We start from the raw sequence: 18,583 nt of genomic DNA on the forward strand, positions 1-18,583 counted from the left end.
CGTCGAAGGAATGTGATTGAGGTGGTTGACGCGCGGGGGACCGGTCGACATCGACCAGCATAGGGGAGGCGAAGTTGGCATTGTTTGGTTTGTCAAATGTGACCGTGGGCGAATTCGTCGGAGGGGTAGCTGGTGGCATCTTGTTCTCATCGATAGGGCCGGAGGCCGTACCGGCTGGCGTCTACGTGGGTACGGTTGCTGGCGCGCTTATCGGCCAGTGGTTGGATGGGCAACCACACCCAGACTTTGCCGGGGCACTAGAGGATGGCGCTATCAAAGCTGTCGGTGGTCTGGGTGGGCTCGGGGTTGGCATAGCAGTTCAGCTAGAAGGTACCGCTCTGAAAGCTGCGATCGGAGCAGGGGGCTTCGTTGCCTCTCAAATAGAAAAGGGGGCTCAATATGTTCAGAATGCGCTGAATCAGCAAAATGACACGCAAGCGCCGAACCAGATCGTCGCGAACGATTTCAATGCGCTGAATCAGCAAAACGGCGTGCAGACGCCGAACCAGGTCGTCGCGAATGATTTCGATGCGCTGAATCAGCAAAACGGCGTGCAGACGCCGAACCAGGTCGTCGCGAATGATTTCGATGCGCTGAATCAGCAGAACGGCGGGCAGACGCCGAATCAGATCGTCGCCAATGATTTCAATGCGCTGAACGCAACGGAAACTGCGCCGAGCAGTGGAAGTTTTAATACGCAGAATCTTCCAGCCTACGACATCCCTAGCAGCGGTGGCACGAACGACGGAAGCGTGTTCTCGACCGGAACGACTCCATTCAATTCGTACGGTCAGCAATTCACGGACGCTTACGGCAATCTCTATACGAGCCAGAAGGCGGCCGATGAAGGTCAGGATCTGATACAGGACGAGGGGCTGAACCAGGGGGGGCAGGATAACGGCACGACCTTCGGTAACGATTACAACGGCAAATCAAACGACGGGACCAACAACGATGGCAACAACTCGGGTGGTTACGGTAATCTCAATAACACCAACTACGCTAACAATGTAGGCGGGTATGGCGGATATGGCGGGTATTCCGGTTCTGGCGGCGGAGGATACGGTTATGCACCAATTGTGCTCGATATCGCCGGCAAGGGAATAAATATCGCAAAGCTGTCGTCGTCGAACACTTACGAGGACGTGACAGGAGACGGCTATCAGAATCGAACCGCCTGGGCAGGCGTCGGCAATGGCGTGCTCTTTCTCGATACGACCGGCACCGGCCAACTCACCCAGGCGAACCAGATCATCTTTACCAAGTGGGATCCGGGCGCAAAATCGGACATGCAGGCATTGCTTGACGTGTTCGACACCAATCACGATGGCGCGCTAGATGCGGGCGACGCCGATTTCAGCAAGTTCTTTGTGCTGGTGAGCAATGCCAACGGCACGCAGACGGCCTATTCGCTTGCTGCGCTGGGTATCACCTCGATCAACCTCAATGCCAACGCGACGAATGTGGCTCTGCCCGATGGCTCGTCGATTGACGGCGAGACCACGTTTACGATGACCAATCCGTCGACGGGTGTGACGACGACAAACGTGGCCGCGACGGTAACTCTGGCGGTCGATTCCAACGGCTATCTCGTTGCCACGTCGGACACGGCAAATGCGGATGGTTCGGAAACGGTTGCAAATGTTGCGAGCTATGCCAACGGCAGCGTGGCTTACGAGCGCGTGCTCAACACCAGTTCGGACGGCCTTTCGAGGACTCTGACCAACCTCAACAACGGCGGAGTCGTCACGACAATCCAGACCGATAACACCGTCGTTAATGGCGACGGTTCGAAGACGGAGACGGTGACCAACTACGCCGGTGGTACAATTCTGACCAATGGAGAATTGACCGCTAGCGGCACCAGCGGTTCGAGGAAATTGAACTCGACCAGCACAACCACGAGCGCCAATGGTCTCGTTGTCACGATCCTCCGTGATCAACTGGGTGGTGGATGGACGACCCAGCGGGAGGTCGACACCACCAACGCTGATGGTTCGACGTCGATCGTGATCTCGAATCTGAATCCGGACGGGTCTGCGAGCAACGTAACTACGACGGCTGTCTCTGCGGATGGCCGGACGCGTACGACAACAAGCCTCGTCGATGGCAATAGCGCTGAGTCCACGGGATCGGTCGATCGGATCACGATAAACGGAGCCACTCAGACCGAAACGGTAACTGGCTCTGTTGGAACCACTGTGACAAGCTTGGTCACGATGGTCACGCAAACCGCGGGCACTGCGGTTACGCGGACGACCACCAGTGATTTGACTGACGGCTCCACGCTGGACCTGACGTCGGTCGCTCAAACCGTAACCAGCTCCAGCGGCTCGACCACGACGCAGACCGACACGAGCGGCGACGGGACACTGCTCGATAAGACAGTCACGACCAACACGCCGCAGAGCGGAGGTGGTCTTGTGACGGGCGTCGTAGCGTCGGAGCTAGACGGATTTGGCAACCTTATCAATCTCGGCACGACCACCACGACAATTTCGAACGCGGGGGCAACCGCGACGACGACGGTCGTCGACGACAGCGCCAACGGAACGCTGCTGTCCGAGCGCATCTCCACGAGGACTGTCGGCAGCCCGGTGGGCTCGGTTACGGTCTACGGTAACGGGGACGGCGAGGTTACGCAGTCGCAGACCATCTCCGTCAGCGGCGGCACCACGACCGATACGGTTGAGAACTTGAATGGTGACGGTTCGCTCGTCGGCGCGACCGTGACGACGACCAGCAATGGTGGACTGTCCAAGACCACTTCGATCGATTCAACCGGTGCCGGGACGGCAACGGCACCGATCTTGGATCACATCACGACCGATGTCACGACGGAGTCCGGCGGGGTATCGACGGAGACGGTCACGGCATACGGTGCTGTGGTTTCGGCGGGTGATGAGATTAGCAAGACACAGACAGTGGTGAGTGCGAACGGCCTGACCACCACCGTGTATCAGGCGTTCACTGGCGCAAGCCTCGCAAGCGGGTCCTGGGATCAGGTTACGACCGATCAGACGACAGTAAACGGCGACGGGAGCTTGAGCGAAGCGGTCTCGGTGACCGATGGCGCGGGTCATGTCCTCGAGACAAAGCAAAAGAACACCTCGGCCAATCGTCAGGTGGTCACGACCACGACCGCATTGGGAACCACCGGCCTTGTCAAAACAGTCGAGACAGTTACGACGGAAGGTAATGGCACGGTACAGGATCAAGTGGTTCGCTTTGACGGGCAAGGTGATGTGCTCGGCGCGACCGTAACCACAACGTCCGCGGACGGGCTTACCCAGACAATCCAGAGCGACGTTCAGGGCCAAACGGCGGCGGTTTATGCAGCGCATGGCTTGGCGTTTGATTCCGCAACGACCAGCACAATTGTTATCAACGCAGACGGCAGTCGTGTCGAAACAACCAACGTTACTTCGCAGAGTGGTGCACTTCTTTCGTCATCGGACCAACTGACGAGTGCTAACGGACGTTCGGTCACGACGGTGGCGGATCCTTACGCAACACCGCACTACGCAACACAATCGGTCGACGTTTCAACGATCAACGCAGACGGCAGCACGACTGCGACGGACCAAGATTACAGCTATAATGGCAGTTTGATCGATCGAACCGCAACGACAACGAGCGCCAGCGGACTGTCGAAGACGATAGTCTATGATCTCAATGGTGACGGTGCTACTGATCGGACAACGACGGACGTTACAACCATTAATCCGAACGGCAGCCGAACCGAGATTGTCACGGACTTTACTGGTGGTCAAACGAACGGAGCAGTCCGCGATATCACGACGACAACATCCGGGATCATCGTTCAAGGCGCCGGTCTCGAAACGACAATCACCAGGCAGTCGAACGGGTGGGTGCCGACCTACCAGGTTGAAACGATCACGCCGAGCGCGAACGGTACAATCACCGACACGGACAAGTACTATTCTGGCGCCGGCGGGGCGCTCCTTTTGCAAACATCCGTAGTGACCAGCGCCAATGGGCTCGTCAAAACAACCGGCACGGCGGTCAACGGGGATACGTCCAACGACTTCTGGACGACTGACGCCACCGTGCTTAACGCGGACGGCAGCCAGACGGAAACTGTGGCCAACTACGACAAGGCCGGGCTGATTAGCGAAACGGTGACAACGGAGTCTGCCAACGGCCTTTCAAAGACCACCGAGACCGACGCCAATGGAGCGGGCGGCGGCTCAAACCCGGTGTTTAACTCTACGATCACCGACGATACCGTGCTGAACAGTGATGGCAGCCGGACTGAGACCGTAACGAGCATCGCGGCTAACGGCGCAGCCTTCGAGCAAGTGACGGTCACGAGATCGGCTGATCAGCAGACTGTGACGACAGGCCGCTATCTCGATGAAACCGGAAACCTCGGTACCGTCGATCAGTCCGAGGTGACGCAGACGCAGGTCAACGGCTCGGTCACCGACACCACGTCGAGCTATGACCTGAGCCACACCCTGCTCGGTACCGTTGTCAAATCGACCAGCGGGAACGGCCTGTCGACGTCTCTAGTCTATGAGAATGCCGGTGGCACGGCTCTCGACACGCAGACCGATACCACGACATATGATTCAAACGGTGACGGTGGCACGGTCGAGACGTTCGTCGATGCTGATGCAGCCGCCGGCCTCAATAATACGCGGACCAGGCAATCCACGGGCAACAATCAGAGCTCAACCACCACGATGGTCTTGGCCGGTGCGTTGTCTTCGAATGTCTCTGGTTTCAGCGTGACGAGCACGAGCACCGTATCCATTGCGGACACGGGAGCGACCACTCAGACGACGGTCGACACGATCGCCGGCGCCACCAGTCCCAATGACACCACAACTGTCGTCACTTCGGCCAACCGGATGACGACGACGACTTCGACTGCGTTGGGCGGTGTCAGTGCATCTCCTTATATTGTTCAGCAGACTGCTATTGCGACGGACGGTTCAAAGTCGCAGACGACGACCTACTACAATCCGGCGGACTTGCCGCTGATCGAAAATCAGGTCACCGTCAATACGAGCTTTGACGGTCGGATGATTACGACGACGACGATTTCGGACAACGACCAACTCGATCAGACGTTCGACTCATTCACGCCCACTTTTGCGTCGAGCTCCAATACAGAGGTCAGCACCTTTACCAAAAATGCCAATGGCACAACGACTGATATCATCAGCGGCAGCGGTTCGTTTGGCGCTCCGAGTTACAAGCAGACTGTAACCGTTGCCACAAATGCTGACGCCAGTGTTACTACGACAACTCTGAACTATGATGCGGCTAGTGTTCTTGTCGATCAACTCGTCTCGGAGCTCTCCCCGAACGGCCTGGTTAGGTCGTTTGCATACGATACCACGGGTAAGGAAACGCTGGCTAATCTCGACGCTGCCGCTGCCGATATCGTTGCCGGGATGGCCTTGCCGGCCTCAATGCTTGGAACGGACATCATCGAATCCGATGTCAAGACGCTCAACGCCAACGGTAGTACGACGGAAGTTGTGAAGACAGCTTACGGCAACAGCTTTGCCAATCAACGCTCCCTGACAACGACGCTGACGGGCAACAATGGCCTCGTAACGACAACCTATGTCGATAATGACGGTAGTGGTGTCTACGAGCAGTTTGGACAAACAATCCTAGAGCCGGATGGTTCGAAAACCATCATCAACAATTTCTACAACGACGCTTCAGGCACGCAAGTCATCAATTCGCAGACGTTCGGTTCGACCCTCGTTGGAACCAACACCTATACGGTCAGTGCCGACGGTCTGATTACGACGCTCACGACCTCTTCGGGAATTACGGACAAGACCGTCGAGTTTGCGAACGCCAATGGCAGCTATCAATATTCGCGAACCGTGACGTCAGGTAGCGCTGCGGCCACAAATGGTTTTGTGGCTGGCAGTGCCTCGCATTATGTCGACGCGAACGGCATCGACACATGGAGCTGGAACAGCGGATCCGGGAGTTCAGGTGCGATCACGATCGATGTGGCCACTGAAAAGCAGGACGTCGCGATTGCCAACGAGATCTACCAAACCCTTCTCGGACGTCATATGGACGATGCTGAGACGCAGTATCTCGCGCAGTACATTACCAACGGAGTGGTGAACCGAGAGGCGTTGGCGTTTAACATCACCAATACGTCTGAATATGTGAATAGCTTTTCGACGCCCGGTGGTACAAGCGCCGATCCGATGTACGACGGGTTTAGCATTGAAGCGGCGCTCGAGAACGCGCTGGGACGTTTGCCGACGGCCGAGGAGATGGCGACGTTCGATCAATACGTCAGCCCAACGGAATACGGTGCATCTGCGGCTGCTTCAATTGAAGCGTTTATTCCCGCGGCAGTCGCGATTGCACAATATACGACGGATCAAAACTATCAAGCAAATCTGACGGCCATTGATCCAAATGAGCATTTGGTTGCCCCGTCGGAACAGTGGATTGATCCCGCCAATACGGTGGACATCGAATCCTCCGGAACTTTTGCCTATACTGGATACTTCATTACTGTCGGGAGACAGCTTTCTTCGGTCGACGTCATTAATGGCAGTAACAACGTCATATTCGCGGATGTGGGGTCGCTAACGGTCGCTGGTTTCAACGATGCAATCGAAGTCAATGACGGCCCAGTTTCGATAAGCACGTCGAACTCATCGATATCCATTGAAGATTCGAACATTGCGACTGTATCGGGAAACAACAACCAGATCGCGCAAGTCGGCCCATCGGAATTGACGCTCTCGGGATCGAATGACACGGTCTACGTTGTATCGGGTCCGCTTGTCACCGGGCCTGATACGAATCCATATTCGACGACGAATGCGTCGAACGCTTCCATTATCTTCGCAGCAGGTGTCGGGACCTCGTCTGCCCCCGCGGTCGTTAGCGGTAGCGGGGATATCATCACACTCAAAGGCAATGACGACCTAACAGTCACCGGCGCAAATACGATTGTCGTGCTCGGAAGCAACGATGTCATCACTGCGAGTAACTCGACGATCGAAATAGCGGCCGGTGTCACCGGTTATACGATAAATGGAACAGGAAACAGCGTTCTTGTTCCGCCGGTCGTCACAGCATCTGGTTTTAGCTTGGCTGCCGGCCAGAGCCGCGAGGCCCCGGGCTTGTTTTCGGCAGCCGACCCCGATGGAGCCAGCATCGTTACTTATGGTCTCTGGGATACCAACGGCAACGGCCATTGGGTCGTAAATGGCGTGATCCAGGCGACCAACGCTGAGATTGACGTGACGGCCGCGCAGCTGGCAGCGACCACATATGTCGGGGGTTACGGCAACGATCAGCTCTGGGTTCGCGCTTACGACGGCAACTCCTGGAGCAGCTGGACTTCGTTCAATGAAACTCAGGCGCCGGCGGCGACGACGCCGAGCTTGAATATCCCATCTAGCTTCGACATAGAGCCAGGTCAGATTCGGCCAGCCGCCTCTTTGGTCACGGCAACACAACTGAACGGGGCCGGCATTGTCACCTACGGCCTCTTTGATGTGAATGGCAATGGCCATTGGGTCGTAAACGGTGTGACCGAGGCAACCAACGCCGAGATCGATGTGTCTGCCGCGCAACTGGCGGAGACGACTTACGTTGGCGGCAACGGCAACGACGAGCTCTGGGTGCGCGCGAACAATGGTACGTCATGGAGTGCATGGCAGACTTTAACGGCAACGAGCGTGCTGCCGGCAGTCGCTGCGTCGAGCTTTTACATTGCACCTGGTGCGAACCGTACGGCCGCATCCTTGTTCACGGCAGCAGGTCCGGACGGTGCCAGCATTACGACTTATGGCCTCTGGGACACTGACGGCCATGGCCATTGGGTAGTGAACGGTGTCACTCAGGCAACCAATGCCGAGATCGATGTGACGGCCGCGCAGCTGGCACAGACCACGTATGTCGGGGGTAGCGGAACCGATCAGCTTTGGGTGCGTGCGAACGACGGAAACGCTTGGAGCGCATGGGCGCTATTCAACGCAAGCCAAGCTCCTCCCGTTGTGACGGCGTCGAGTTTCGACATCGCACCCGACGCGAGCCGTGCAGCCTCGTCTCTGTTCATGACGGCGGATCCCGATGGCGCGAGCATTGTTACCTATGGCCTCTGGGACACCGACGGCCACGGCCATTGGGTTGTGAACGGTGTCACTCAGGCGACCAATGTCGAGATCGATGTGACGGCCGCGCAGCTGGCAGCAACCACGTATGTCGGGGGTAGCGGAACCGATCAGCTTTGGGTGCGAGCGAACGACGGAAACGCCTGGAGCACATGGGCGCAGTTTAATGCCACGCAAGCCCCGCCCGTTGTGACGGCGTCGAATTTTAACATTGCTCCCGGCGCGAGCCGCGCGGCCTCGTCCCTGTTCACGACAGCAGATCCCGATGGCGCGAGCATCGTTACCTATGGCCTCTGGGACACCGACGGTCACGGCCACTGGGTTGTGAACGGTGTCACTCAGGCGACCAATGCCGAGATCGATGTGACGGCCGCGCAGCTGGCAGCAACCACGTATGTCGGGGGTAGCGGAACCGATCAGCTTTGGGTACGTGCGTACGACGGAAACGCCTGGAGCACATGGGCGCTATTTAAGGCAAGCCAAGCTCCCCCCGTTGTGACGGCGTCGAGTTTCGACATCGCACCGGGAGCGAGCCGCACGGCCTCGTCCCTGTTCATGGCAGCAGATCCCGATGGCGCGAGCATTGTTACCTATGGCCTCTGGGACACCGACGGTCACGGCCACTGGGTTGTGAATGGCGTCACTCAGGCGACCAATGTCGAGATCGATGTGACGGCCGCGCAGCTGGCAGCAACCACGTATGTCGGGGGTAGCGGAACCGATCAGCTTTGGGTGCGTGCGAACGATGGAAACGCCTGGAGCACATGGGCGCAGTTTAATGCCACGCAAGCTCCTCCCGTTGTGACGGCGTCGAATTTCGACATCGCACCCGGCGCGAGCCGTGCAGCCTCGTCCCTGTTCACGACAGCAGATCCCGATGGCGCGAGCATTGTTACCTATGGCCTCTGGGACACTGATGGCCATGGCCATTGGGTTGTGAACGGTGTCACTCAGGCAACCAATGTCGAGATCGATGTGACGGCCGCGCAGCTGGCAGCAACCACGTATGTCGGGGGTAGCGGAACCGATCAGCTTTGGGTGCGCGCGAACGACGGAAACGCTTGGAGCACATGGGCGCAGTTTAATGCCACGCAAGCCCCACCCGTTGTGACGGCGTCGAATTTCGACATCGCACCCGGCGCGAGCCGCGCGGCCTCGTCCCTGTTCACGACAGCAGATCCCGATAGCGCGAGCATCGTTACCTATGGCCTCTGGGACACCGACGGTCACGGCCACTGGGTTGTGAATGGCGTCACTCAGGCGACCAATGTCGAGATCGATGTGACGGCCGCGCAGCTGGCGCAAACGACTTACGTTGGTGGCAATGGGAGCGATCAACTCTGGGTCCGCGCCTACGATGGCACTTCCTGGAGCGCGTGGACATCATTCACGGGAGCACAAGCCGCACCCGTAGTGACGGCGTCCAGCTTCGGTATTGTCGCGGGCCAAAGTAGGTCGGCGTCATCGCTGTTCACCATCACCGATCCAAACGGCTCCAGCATTGTTACCTATGCTCTCTGGGACTCAAATAGTAACGGGCACTGGGTTGTGAACGGTGTTGCGCAGGCGGCGAATACCGAAATCGATGTTACAGCGGCGCAGCTGGCGCAAACGACGTACGTTGGAGGTGGAGGCACCGATCAGCTCTACATACGAGTCAACGACGGCAATGCGTGGAGCACCTGGGCTTCATTCACTGCAACGCCGGAGTTGCCGGTCGTAACCGCTGGCAGCTTGACGACCCTATCGGGACAAGCGATTTCCGCGTCCACGATGTTTTCTGCCAGTGAACGAGGCGGAGGAACGATCGCAAGCTACGCGCTCTGGGACACCAACGGAAACGGGCATTGGGTCGTCAACGGTGTCGTCCAAGCTACGAACACCGAGATCAATGTTACAGCTGCACAACTTGCCGAAACCACTTACGTCGCCGGCAACGGGGCAGATCAGCTTTGGGTTGCCGCATCCGACGGTACCTCGTGGGGCAATTGGCAGTTGTTTACGGTGACCGGTGCTGCATCCGCTATTGTGCCCGCAGGTACGACCTTTGTGCTCTGGGCGGCTTACTCCGGCCAACTGACATTTGCTTCCGCGACCGGAACGCTCAAGCTGGAGAACTCAGTCGGGTTTACAGGGACCATCAGCGGAATGACCGCGCTGGATGCCATCGATCTCACCGATATCAATTTTGCCAGCATTCAGACCCCGGTTTTCCACAACGCTACGGCCTCCGGTGGTACGCTCACGATAACCGACGGAACACGCACGGCTAACATTACCCTCTCGGGCAACTATCTCAGCTCTACCTTTGTTGTCTCGAGCGACGGAAATGGCGGCACGACGGTGGTAGATCCCGCTCCAGGAGCGCCGCCTACCATTCCCCTTACTGCAGCGGAGGCAGCCAGCGGCACCGTTTTGGCGAGCCAGACGACCGGATCCTATGGTGTCGCAGTCACCGATAGCGCGGCAAGCGTTGGGGCCAACCTGGATGCGCTAAATTCCAATCCTCATCTGACGTCGATTACGTTGACGGATGCCGGGACGCCGGTTTTGCCCCTTGCTGCTACTCAAGCGCTCGACGACGCCAACGCTCTCGGAAAGATCAGCAACACAGCGTATGCAATCGACGTACTCGATACGGCCGCGAATGTTGCCGCGAACCTGGATGCGTTAGATGCCGACGCCAGCGTCGCCGCTCTCACGTTAACTGACAGTGGAGTACCGACCCTGCAGTTGACCTCGGCCCAAGCGGCAGCAGACACCAAGGCGATCGCAGAAATCACCAACCAAGATTATGTCATTGCGACGCTGAACCCTTCTGCAACGGCCGTTTCTAACGCCGTCTTCCACGGAACGGGCGGAACGGTGTCAGCTGATGATGCAACGATAAGCATCTCGAGCAACGCCGCTGGAACAGTTACCGGGTCGAACGATACGATCGCGATCGGTCCGAACGGGACGGTCACGGCGCTTGGGTCGAACAACACCTATCTGTTCGGCGTAGGTAGTGGCCACGCAGAGATCGGTGCCGGAGTTGGATCGAATACTGGGACCGTCGACTTCGGCCCTGGCATCAATGCCAACAATCTGTGGTTTGAGCAGCGTGGCAACAATCTCGAAATTGACGTGCTTGGATCGAACGACACACTGACAATCGATGATTGGTTCGGTGGCGGCAACAACGCTGCGGTTCAGAGCTTCGCAACTACTGATGGGACCAAGCTGGATGCCGAAGTCCAGCAGCTCGTTTCGGCAATGGCGACTTACGCAACCGACAACCCCGGCTTTGCTACGTCGCAGATTTCGCAGATCCCGGCCAATTCGGAGCTGCAGGGCGCTGTGGGGGCCGCCTGGCATCATTAGAGTGGGTGCACCGGCTGAACACCTAGCTGGTTCGCCGACTGATAGGGAAATGGGAGTTTGCTTGCCTGATGCAACAGAATGCTTCTTGAGCAGCAGAGCTTGCCATTCGGTTTCAGCGGAGATCTCGCGTGATCGTCGGCCGCGCGGCGTCTTCGCCCGGCAGGGCTGGATAGGCAGCTTCGCCCTTGACGGCGCTACGGTAACCGTCGGATTGGACGTGGGCTGCAATGAGGTAGAGGAGGCCAGCGATACCCGCGGTCGCTAGACTTGCAGCCAGTACGGGCATTCCACCTTGCAGCAGTAGCTTATACCAATCCGCCGAGGTGGTGACTCACGGCGGGTATTCCCAAATCAGAGGATCGATGATTCAAAATGGCAACTGGAGGGAGTTGCCATGGGGCAGCCGATTGCGGTTCGAACGGATTTTGCAGCGATTGAGGTGCGCCGGCTCGCGCGGCGGGCGAAGGACAGCGATCAGGTCCGGCGCCTTCTGGCGATCGCAGCGGTGCTCGATGGCGCATCGCGGGCGGAGGCCGCCAAGGTCGGCGGGATGGACCGGCAGACGCTTCGCGACTGGGTGATCAGATTCAACAAGCAAGGGCCCGATGGTCTGATCAATGTTCCCGCGCCAGGTGCGCTGGCGAAGCTCAACACGGAGCACCGGGCGTTTCTGGCGCGGATCGTGGACGAAGGGCCGACCCCGCCCATCCATGGCGTGGTGCGCTGGCGGGCCTGTGACCTGATCATGCGGCTGCATGAGGAGTTCGGCATCTCGGTGTCAGACGATACGGTCTATCGAGCCCTCAAGGACCTCGGCTTCTCACACGTCAGCGCGCGGCCGAGAGCGTACAAGCAGGATCCCGAGGCGATCGAGGCATTTAAAAAAAATTCTACGCTCGCGTGGAGGAAATCCGCAGCAGTCTTGCGCCGGACACGCGGGTAGAGGGTAGAGGTGTGGTTCCAGGATGAGATGCGGGTGGGGCAGAAGAACAAGCTCACCTATCGCTGGGCTAGAAAGGGATCGCGGCCGCGGGCCGCTCACGACCAGCGCACGCAATCGACCTACCTGTTCGGTGCCGTATGTCCGGAGCTCGGAACCGGCGCGACACTGGTTCTGCCCTTCTGCAACAGCGAGGCCATGCAGCTTCATCTCAACGAGATCGCAAGCAAGGTCAGCCCTGGCGCCCACGCCATCGTCATCCTCGATCAGGCCGGGTGGCACGGAGCGAAGGAGCTGAAGATCCCGCACAACATCTCGCTGATGCCATTGCCGCCGCGTTCGCCCGAGCTGAACAGCCAGGAAAATATCTGGCAGTTCATGCGTCAAAATTGGCTGTCAAACCGCGTCTTCAAATCCTATGACAACATCGTCGATCACTGCTGTTACGCTTGGAACACTCTCATCGATCAGCCGTGGAAGATTATGTCAATCCGGCTCCGCGATTGGGCCTACATCGGTCGATCAATTTGAGGATTGGTATTACACTCTGCACAACAAGTTTGCAGAAATGCTGCAGGCAGACTCTGAGAGAGTAATTGCAGTTCGTGATTTGCAGGAAACGGCCCATGAACAGGTCCGAAATCGTTTTGCGCCCCGCTCGTGCCGGCGATGGTCGATCGCTGTTTGACGTGACGGTGCAATCCGTTCAGGGGCTCGGAAAAAGTCACTACACGAGCGAACAGCTCGCGGGGTGGATGGGAGAACGTACTGCCGAACACTACGAGGACATCATCAAGAGCGGCCGCACGGTATTAGCAGAACACAGGGGCGAGGTGGTCGGGTTCGTCGCCTCGGATCCTGGCGAGGTGACGCGCCTCTTTCTGCTGCCCAAGGCAGCAGGTCAGGGACTGGGTAAGCGATTGCTCGAAGCCGGTGTGGAAAACGCGAAGATGGGGTACTCTGGATCGATTAGGATCGAGTCCACGTTGAACGCCCAAGGATTCTACGAGCACCACGGCTTCAGAGCCATCGAGAAAGGATACTTCTCTCACGGCGTTGGAGGAGACCCCATTGAAGTCGTCCTTATGGAAATGGCGCAAACATAACATAACGTGATAGTGTCTCGGTCGTGCTTGGTTCGTGCTCGGCAGCGGAATGCCGGCGTATAAATGGTTGCGACGGTGCACCCGGGGGGCTCGCTCTTATCCTTTCGAGGCAATAAACGCTTTGATTTCGTCCGTCAGCCGGAACCATTCGCGGTTGTAGCAAACTGCTTCAAAGCGTGCATGAAGCTCGCGTTCCATTGAATGCGTGCCCTCAATCGTCAGATGGATCGTGGGGTCAACATGCGACGCCGTCCGCAGCGACTTCAACCGCTGCTCAAGGCATGTCGTAAAACGAATCTTCACGAATTCCGGATTGTCGGTGCTGATCAGGTAGACCACGGGACCAGATGACTTCGCTTTGCCGTTGTAGATCTCATTGATGATACGTCGGCATTGGCGACGCACATCCTCGTCGAAGCAATCGGTTCGATCCGGCCGTGCCTCTGGGTAGCCGTAGGCCACGCGCGCGGCCACCGTCGCCCGGTGAGCCGATGGTTGTGCCGAATCGCCCGCAAGACTTGCGCAGAGTTCGCGCATTGAGTTGACCGTCGACACGACATCATCAATCGAATTGATCGTGTGTTGCTTCAATTGACTCTCGTCAAACTCCTCAGAGCTGTCACGCATTCGGAGTTCTCAAACAGCTCCCAGTCCATGTCGCTGGGATCAAAGCGCACATATAGCCATCGGCGCGCCGTCTCCTTTTTCGCTTTCGCCAGCAATCGCTTTGCCATTGTCCGCGGCATATGACGAAGATCGTCATCATCGCACAGGATGATCCAGTCTTCGGGCAATGAAAGAGGGGCGCCGAGGCGCTCCAGCCTGTCAGCCAATGCCTGGATCGCTTGCTCAGTTTCCTGCACTGCCAATCTCCATCCGGGCCCGAATCCTCTTTGAAAGGTTCATTCTAGCGGGCATGGCGGTTCGTGCCACTCCACCGGATGTCTCGACTGGGGATAAACTAGCGGGCACGGTCGTCCGAAGAAGTATGTCCGTGGGTGGAGAGGGCGTTGCGAGCCGATTTCAAAAGTTGTCTTCGGTTGGATAAGTTGAAAAAGATCAGGCGACTGCTTGCATCTTCCAAAGGCCGGCTGAGAGCGTTACATGCGCTGTCCTGCGCATCGAGCTCCGACTTTCCGCTAACGAGAGTGGCCTGTGATTTAATGTGCGAAACGTACAAAGATCGCTGTGCAATTCATATTGCGAACCGGCTAGAAAAAATCGGCGGCCCTTTTGCCTGGTATTTTGCATTCAGCATCCTCGCGCAGTTGAATGGCGAAGGACCATTCATCTGGGATTCTGATCGGTCTTTCTCGTGCTCACCATTCATGGCCAAAAGCTGAATAAACTGCTCTAACAGACGATCATGGATGGCTGATCGCGTTTTTTATGTTGGCGGTGTGAATAGTGTCACACGGCTTAATTGTCTTCGAATGTATTCAGTGATGCATTGGATCGCATCGACGACGTTGGATATGAAGCAATGGAAATCGCACAGCGGCCAAAGCTCCAGGCAGTTCAAGCCAGCGGTACCAGCCGCTGGCTGACGATTATGCTGGGGTACGCGGCATTTTTGATCATATTTTGGGTGGCAGTGTATCTCGACGCCTTCTCGCCGGGGACGGCTGCTGGCGATTTCGCGACGATGACGGCGTTTCCGTAGGTTCGTGAAGCTGCTGATGGCGTCACCGCGGCGTTGGCAGAGTGGGGTAGTACCGCGCCGGCGGCTCGATTGTCCCGGCTCGCAAACAAGAGTTCAGGCAACGGTTGACGAGCGCTTGGCGCGCGGAGACCCATTGGAGTCACGTTGCGAGGCTGGCGAACTTATAGGCGTCTATTTGCAAGGACGCATTGATTTTATCTAGTTCATTTCCGAGAGGCGACGTCGTGCAGGACGATGATACAAGGCAGGATTTCGCCGAGGTATGGGGGAGCGCTCAACGGCAGCGCTCCAGGCAAGCTGTTCTCTGGTTCGCAAATCGTTTTCGAGCTCAAGCGTCTCTCAAGCCGCTCCTTAGACCCGCAGGCGTGCTCTGGCGCCGTGTGTGTGCGACAGTCGGCTGTTCGCTGTTCCGGAGAATGGAGAATGGACGGCTCGCTCTCCGCGCTATCGAAGGTGGGAGGAAGGCGCGATGAGCTCTGAGCTTATTTTGCCTGTCTTTGGGCTGAGTGGAATTGCTGCTGGGTTCTTCGCGGGTCTGTTTGGGATTGGCGGTGGCCTGATCATGGTCCCGGTGCTGGTGTACGCATTCGAGACGACCGGGATTGACCGTCAGCATGCCGTTGCGATGGCGCTGGGAACCTCCATGGCTGCGATTGTGTTTTCGGCGGCGCAGAGTGCATACGGGCATTATCGCCGAGGCAGCACCTCCGTCGACATGATCCGCCGTTCGACGCCCTGGGTGGTTGTCGGTGTTGTATTCGGCAGCGCGCTCGCTTCCGAAGCCCGCGCGACCTTACTGCTGGGCTTTGTCGCGTGTTTTCAGTTGTTCGCGGCCGGTCTGATGGTCACCGACATATCGAAGATCGGCGCGCTGCAGATGGTGGCGCGGCGTGATTTCTCTCTCGGTCTTTTCAGCCTGGCGTTCGGTGGAATTGCTGCGCTCGCCGGCATAGGCGGCGGTACGTTGTTCACGCCCTACTTCAAGGCTGCCGGCATGGAGCCTAAGCTTGCGATCGGCACTTCGGCGGCGATCGGGCTTCCCATCAGCCTGGCGGGGGCGCTCGCTTACGCCTGGGAGGGCCGCAATGTGCCATTAGGCCACTGGATGCTGGGCTACATCAACTTGCCAGCGCTTGCTGCGCTCGTGGCCGGAACGTTCGTGACCGTGCGGCTTGGTGTGGCGGTTGCGCATTGGCTACCGTCTCGCGCTCTGGCTGGGCTCTTTGCGTTGTTTCTGGTCTTTAATGGCGCGCACCTTTTGTATTCGGCATTGACGTGACCCAGCCACGGCGTTGCTGCGGCGGGCGTTTGAGATAGATACGATGAACAATATTATTCTGCTCTTTCTCTGCCTGCTAATAGGCATTGCTCTCCGCGTCGCCAAAAAAGTCCCGGAGGGCGGACATTCCGCGCTCAATGCCTTTATCATTCACATATCGCTGCCGGCCCTCATCATCCTTCAGCTCCACAATGTCCGTCTGCAGACGTCGCTGCTGTTCAGCATTGCCATGCCTTGGCTGATGTTCGCCCTGGGCGTTCTCTTCTTCTGGGCGCTCTCTGCCCGCCTGAAATTCTCACGGCAGACGACTGGCGCCCTGATGCTTGCGGGGGGCCTCGCCAATACATCTTTCGTCGGCCTGCCCATGATCGAAGCGTTCTTTGGCGCCCCCAGCATGGCGACCGGAATTCTGATTGATCAGCTCGGTACCTACCTTGTGCTGAGCACATTGGGGGTCGCCGTAGCAGCGATCTATTCCCCAGGCAAGGAATCGAAGACTGCGATCTTGAAGCGGATTATTCTGTTTCCGCCGCTCATTGCATTGATGGTGGCCTTCGCTCTCATGCCGTTCGAATTGCCGGTCTGGTTCACCGACGCGCTGAAGCGATTGGGCGACACGCTTGCGCCGTTGGCTCTGGTCTCAGTCGGGTTGCAGCTGAGGTTTGACCAGAGCAGCGGTCTTGTGACCGCGCTGGCGACGGGCCTGGGATTCAAATTGATACTGGCGCCTGCAGCGCTCGCGCTATTGTACATCGGCATCCTGGGGACAATGGAAGAAACGACGCGCGTGACACTGTTCGAGGCCGCGATGGGACCACAGATCGGCGGCGCGATCGTCGCCGTCCAGCATGGCCTCAACCCACCCTTGGTTTCGTTGATGGTGGGACTTGGCATATCGCTTTCGTTTCTGACGCTTCCGCTATGGTCCTATGCTCTGCACCACATTTGAGAAGAGCAAGCCTCGAAGCCGAGTCCGATCGAGATCGTCATGCCTTGAAGGCGTCCTGCACCCGAATTGATTCAGGAGCAGGATACTTTCATATTCGACCTGCTTCTGTAGAGGCAGAGGGACGGGAGCCCGTTACTACATGAGCGAGCCTGATGATGTCGAAGCGGCGCGCGCCGCATACGCGCAAGTCCAGCCCCTTTACGCGAGGCTCGCTTCGGAAATCCGGGACATTCTTGAAGTCAAGCTCGCGGCGGCCGGGCTTACACTTGTCTCACTTACGTTCCGGATCAAGACGCCTGACAGCTTTGCGGCGAAGGTTGCACGCAAGCGGTATACGAACCCAGCCTCGCAAATGACCGACCTTGCAGGCGTTCGCGTGGTCTCCGCGTATGAATCGGAGCTTGCTCAGATAGCAGAGGTCATTGAAGCCGTGTTCGATGTGCGGGAGCGCGTCGACAAAGCGCGCGATCTCGGCGCCGACAAGATGGGTTACAACGGCAAGGCATATATTGTCAGACTGGGCCCCCGCTACGCCGGTGGGCGATATGAAGGCATTACCGATATTGACTGCGAGATTCAGGTGCGCACGTTCTTGCAAGATGCTTGGGCGATCATCAATCACCAGCTTGTCTACAAGAACGAAGAGTCGACGCCTCAGCGACTACGCAGGGATTTGAACAACGTTGCGTCCCTTCTGGAGATTGCGCAGGGCATATTCGACTCCGTTAAGGAAAAGAGGAGCGCCTATGTCAGCGAGATCCAGCGAAAGGAAAATGACCAGTCGGCGTTTCTCGCCCAGCCGCTCGATTTCGACACGGTGATGGCGTATTCTCGCTGGAAGTTTCCAAAGTTGGACGCATCTGCAAGCCTGACGCAGATGTTGCTCAACGATATCGACCTGAAGGCCTATCCGACACTGCAGGCGCTCGATGCCGTTGTCGATCAGGCTCGTGCCGCGGTCGCAGCCTATCAGAAAGAAAACCCCGACTGGTTCAGGACCGGCACTGACTTCCTGACGAAGTCCCTGGGTTTTGTTGACCCGAAGTTCCGGGCAAAACACCGCTTTGCAACCAGGACGCGGGATGCATTTGAAAGATTTCAGAACTTGGTCGCGAGATAGCCTTTAACGTCGGAAGTGTGAC

8 protein-coding genes and 1 pseudogene are annotated in these 18,583 nt (G+C 57.8%); 7 read left to right on the forward strand and 2 right to left on the reverse strand.

All coding sequences use genetic code 11. The features are described from left to right. Nucleotides 1–74: 74 nt before the first annotated feature. From FBZ93_RS14455 to FBZ93_RS14465, 3 genes and pseudogenes are all read left to right on the forward strand, one after another. Complete coding sequence (locus FBZ93_RS14455) at nt 75–11,504, forward strand: beta strand repeat-containing protein (protein ID WP_146986628.1); 11,430 nt, start codon at nt 75–77, stop codon at nt 11,502–11,504. Nucleotides 11,505–11,898: 394 nt separating this feature from the next. Next, nucleotides 11,899–12,975, forward strand: a pseudogene (locus FBZ93_RS14460) (IS630 family transposase). Nucleotides 12,976–13,070: 95 nt separating this feature from the next. Further along, nucleotides 13,071–13,550 carry a GNAT family N-acetyltransferase gene (locus FBZ93_RS14465; RefSeq protein WP_146986629.1) on the forward strand — a complete coding sequence of 160 codons (480 nt, stop codon included), beginning with the start codon at nt 13,071–13,073 and terminating at the stop codon, nt 13,548–13,550. Nucleotides 13,551–13,646: 96 nt separating this feature from the next. Here the strand turns inward: FBZ93_RS14465 and FBZ93_RS14470 are convergent, their stop codons facing one another. Then, complete coding sequence (locus FBZ93_RS14470) at nt 13,647–14,177, reverse strand: GIY-YIG nuclease family protein (RefSeq protein WP_146986630.1); 531 nt, start codon at nt 14,175–14,177, stop codon at nt 13,647–13,649. Then, nucleotides 14,138–14,413 (reverse strand): hypothetical protein, encoded by a 276-nt coding sequence (locus tag FBZ93_RS14475; RefSeq protein ID WP_146986631.1) that lies wholly within the window; start codon nt 14,411–14,413, stop codon nt 14,138–14,140. Before FBZ93_RS14475 ends, FBZ93_RS14470 begins: the two co-directional genes overlap by 40 nt. 620 nt (nt 14,414–15,033) lie before the next feature. Here FBZ93_RS14475 and FBZ93_RS14480 point away from each other — a divergent pair. From FBZ93_RS14480 to FBZ93_RS14495, 4 genes are all read left to right on the forward strand, one after another. After that, nucleotides 15,034–15,213, forward strand: a complete 180-nt coding sequence (locus tag FBZ93_RS14480) for a hypothetical protein (protein WP_146986632.1) — start codon at nt 15,034–15,036, stop codon at nt 15,211–15,213. Nucleotides 15,214–15,682: 469 nt separating this feature from the next. Next, nucleotides 15,683–16,492, forward strand: coding sequence for a sulfite exporter TauE/SafE family protein (locus tag FBZ93_RS14485; RefSeq protein ID WP_146986633.1), 810 nt, complete (start codon nt 15,683–15,685; stop codon nt 16,490–16,492). A gap of 43 nt (nt 16,493–16,535) precedes the next feature. Further along, complete coding sequence (locus FBZ93_RS14490; protein WP_146986634.1) at nt 16,536–17,441, forward strand: AEC family transporter; 906 nt, start codon at nt 16,536–16,538, stop codon at nt 17,439–17,441. A gap of 139 nt (nt 17,442–17,580) precedes the next feature. After that, nucleotides 17,581–18,561 carry a GTP pyrophosphokinase gene (locus FBZ93_RS14495; protein ID WP_146986635.1) on the forward strand — a complete coding sequence of 327 codons (981 nt, stop codon included), beginning with the start codon at nt 17,581–17,583 and terminating at the stop codon, nt 18,559–18,561. Nucleotides 18,562–18,583: the final 22 nt, after the last annotated feature.

Origin of the sequence: Bradyrhizobium macuxiense (assembly GCF_007993935.1) — a bacterium.
Lineage (GTDB): Bacteria > Pseudomonadota > Alphaproteobacteria > Rhizobiales > Xanthobacteraceae > Bradyrhizobium > Bradyrhizobium macuxiense_A.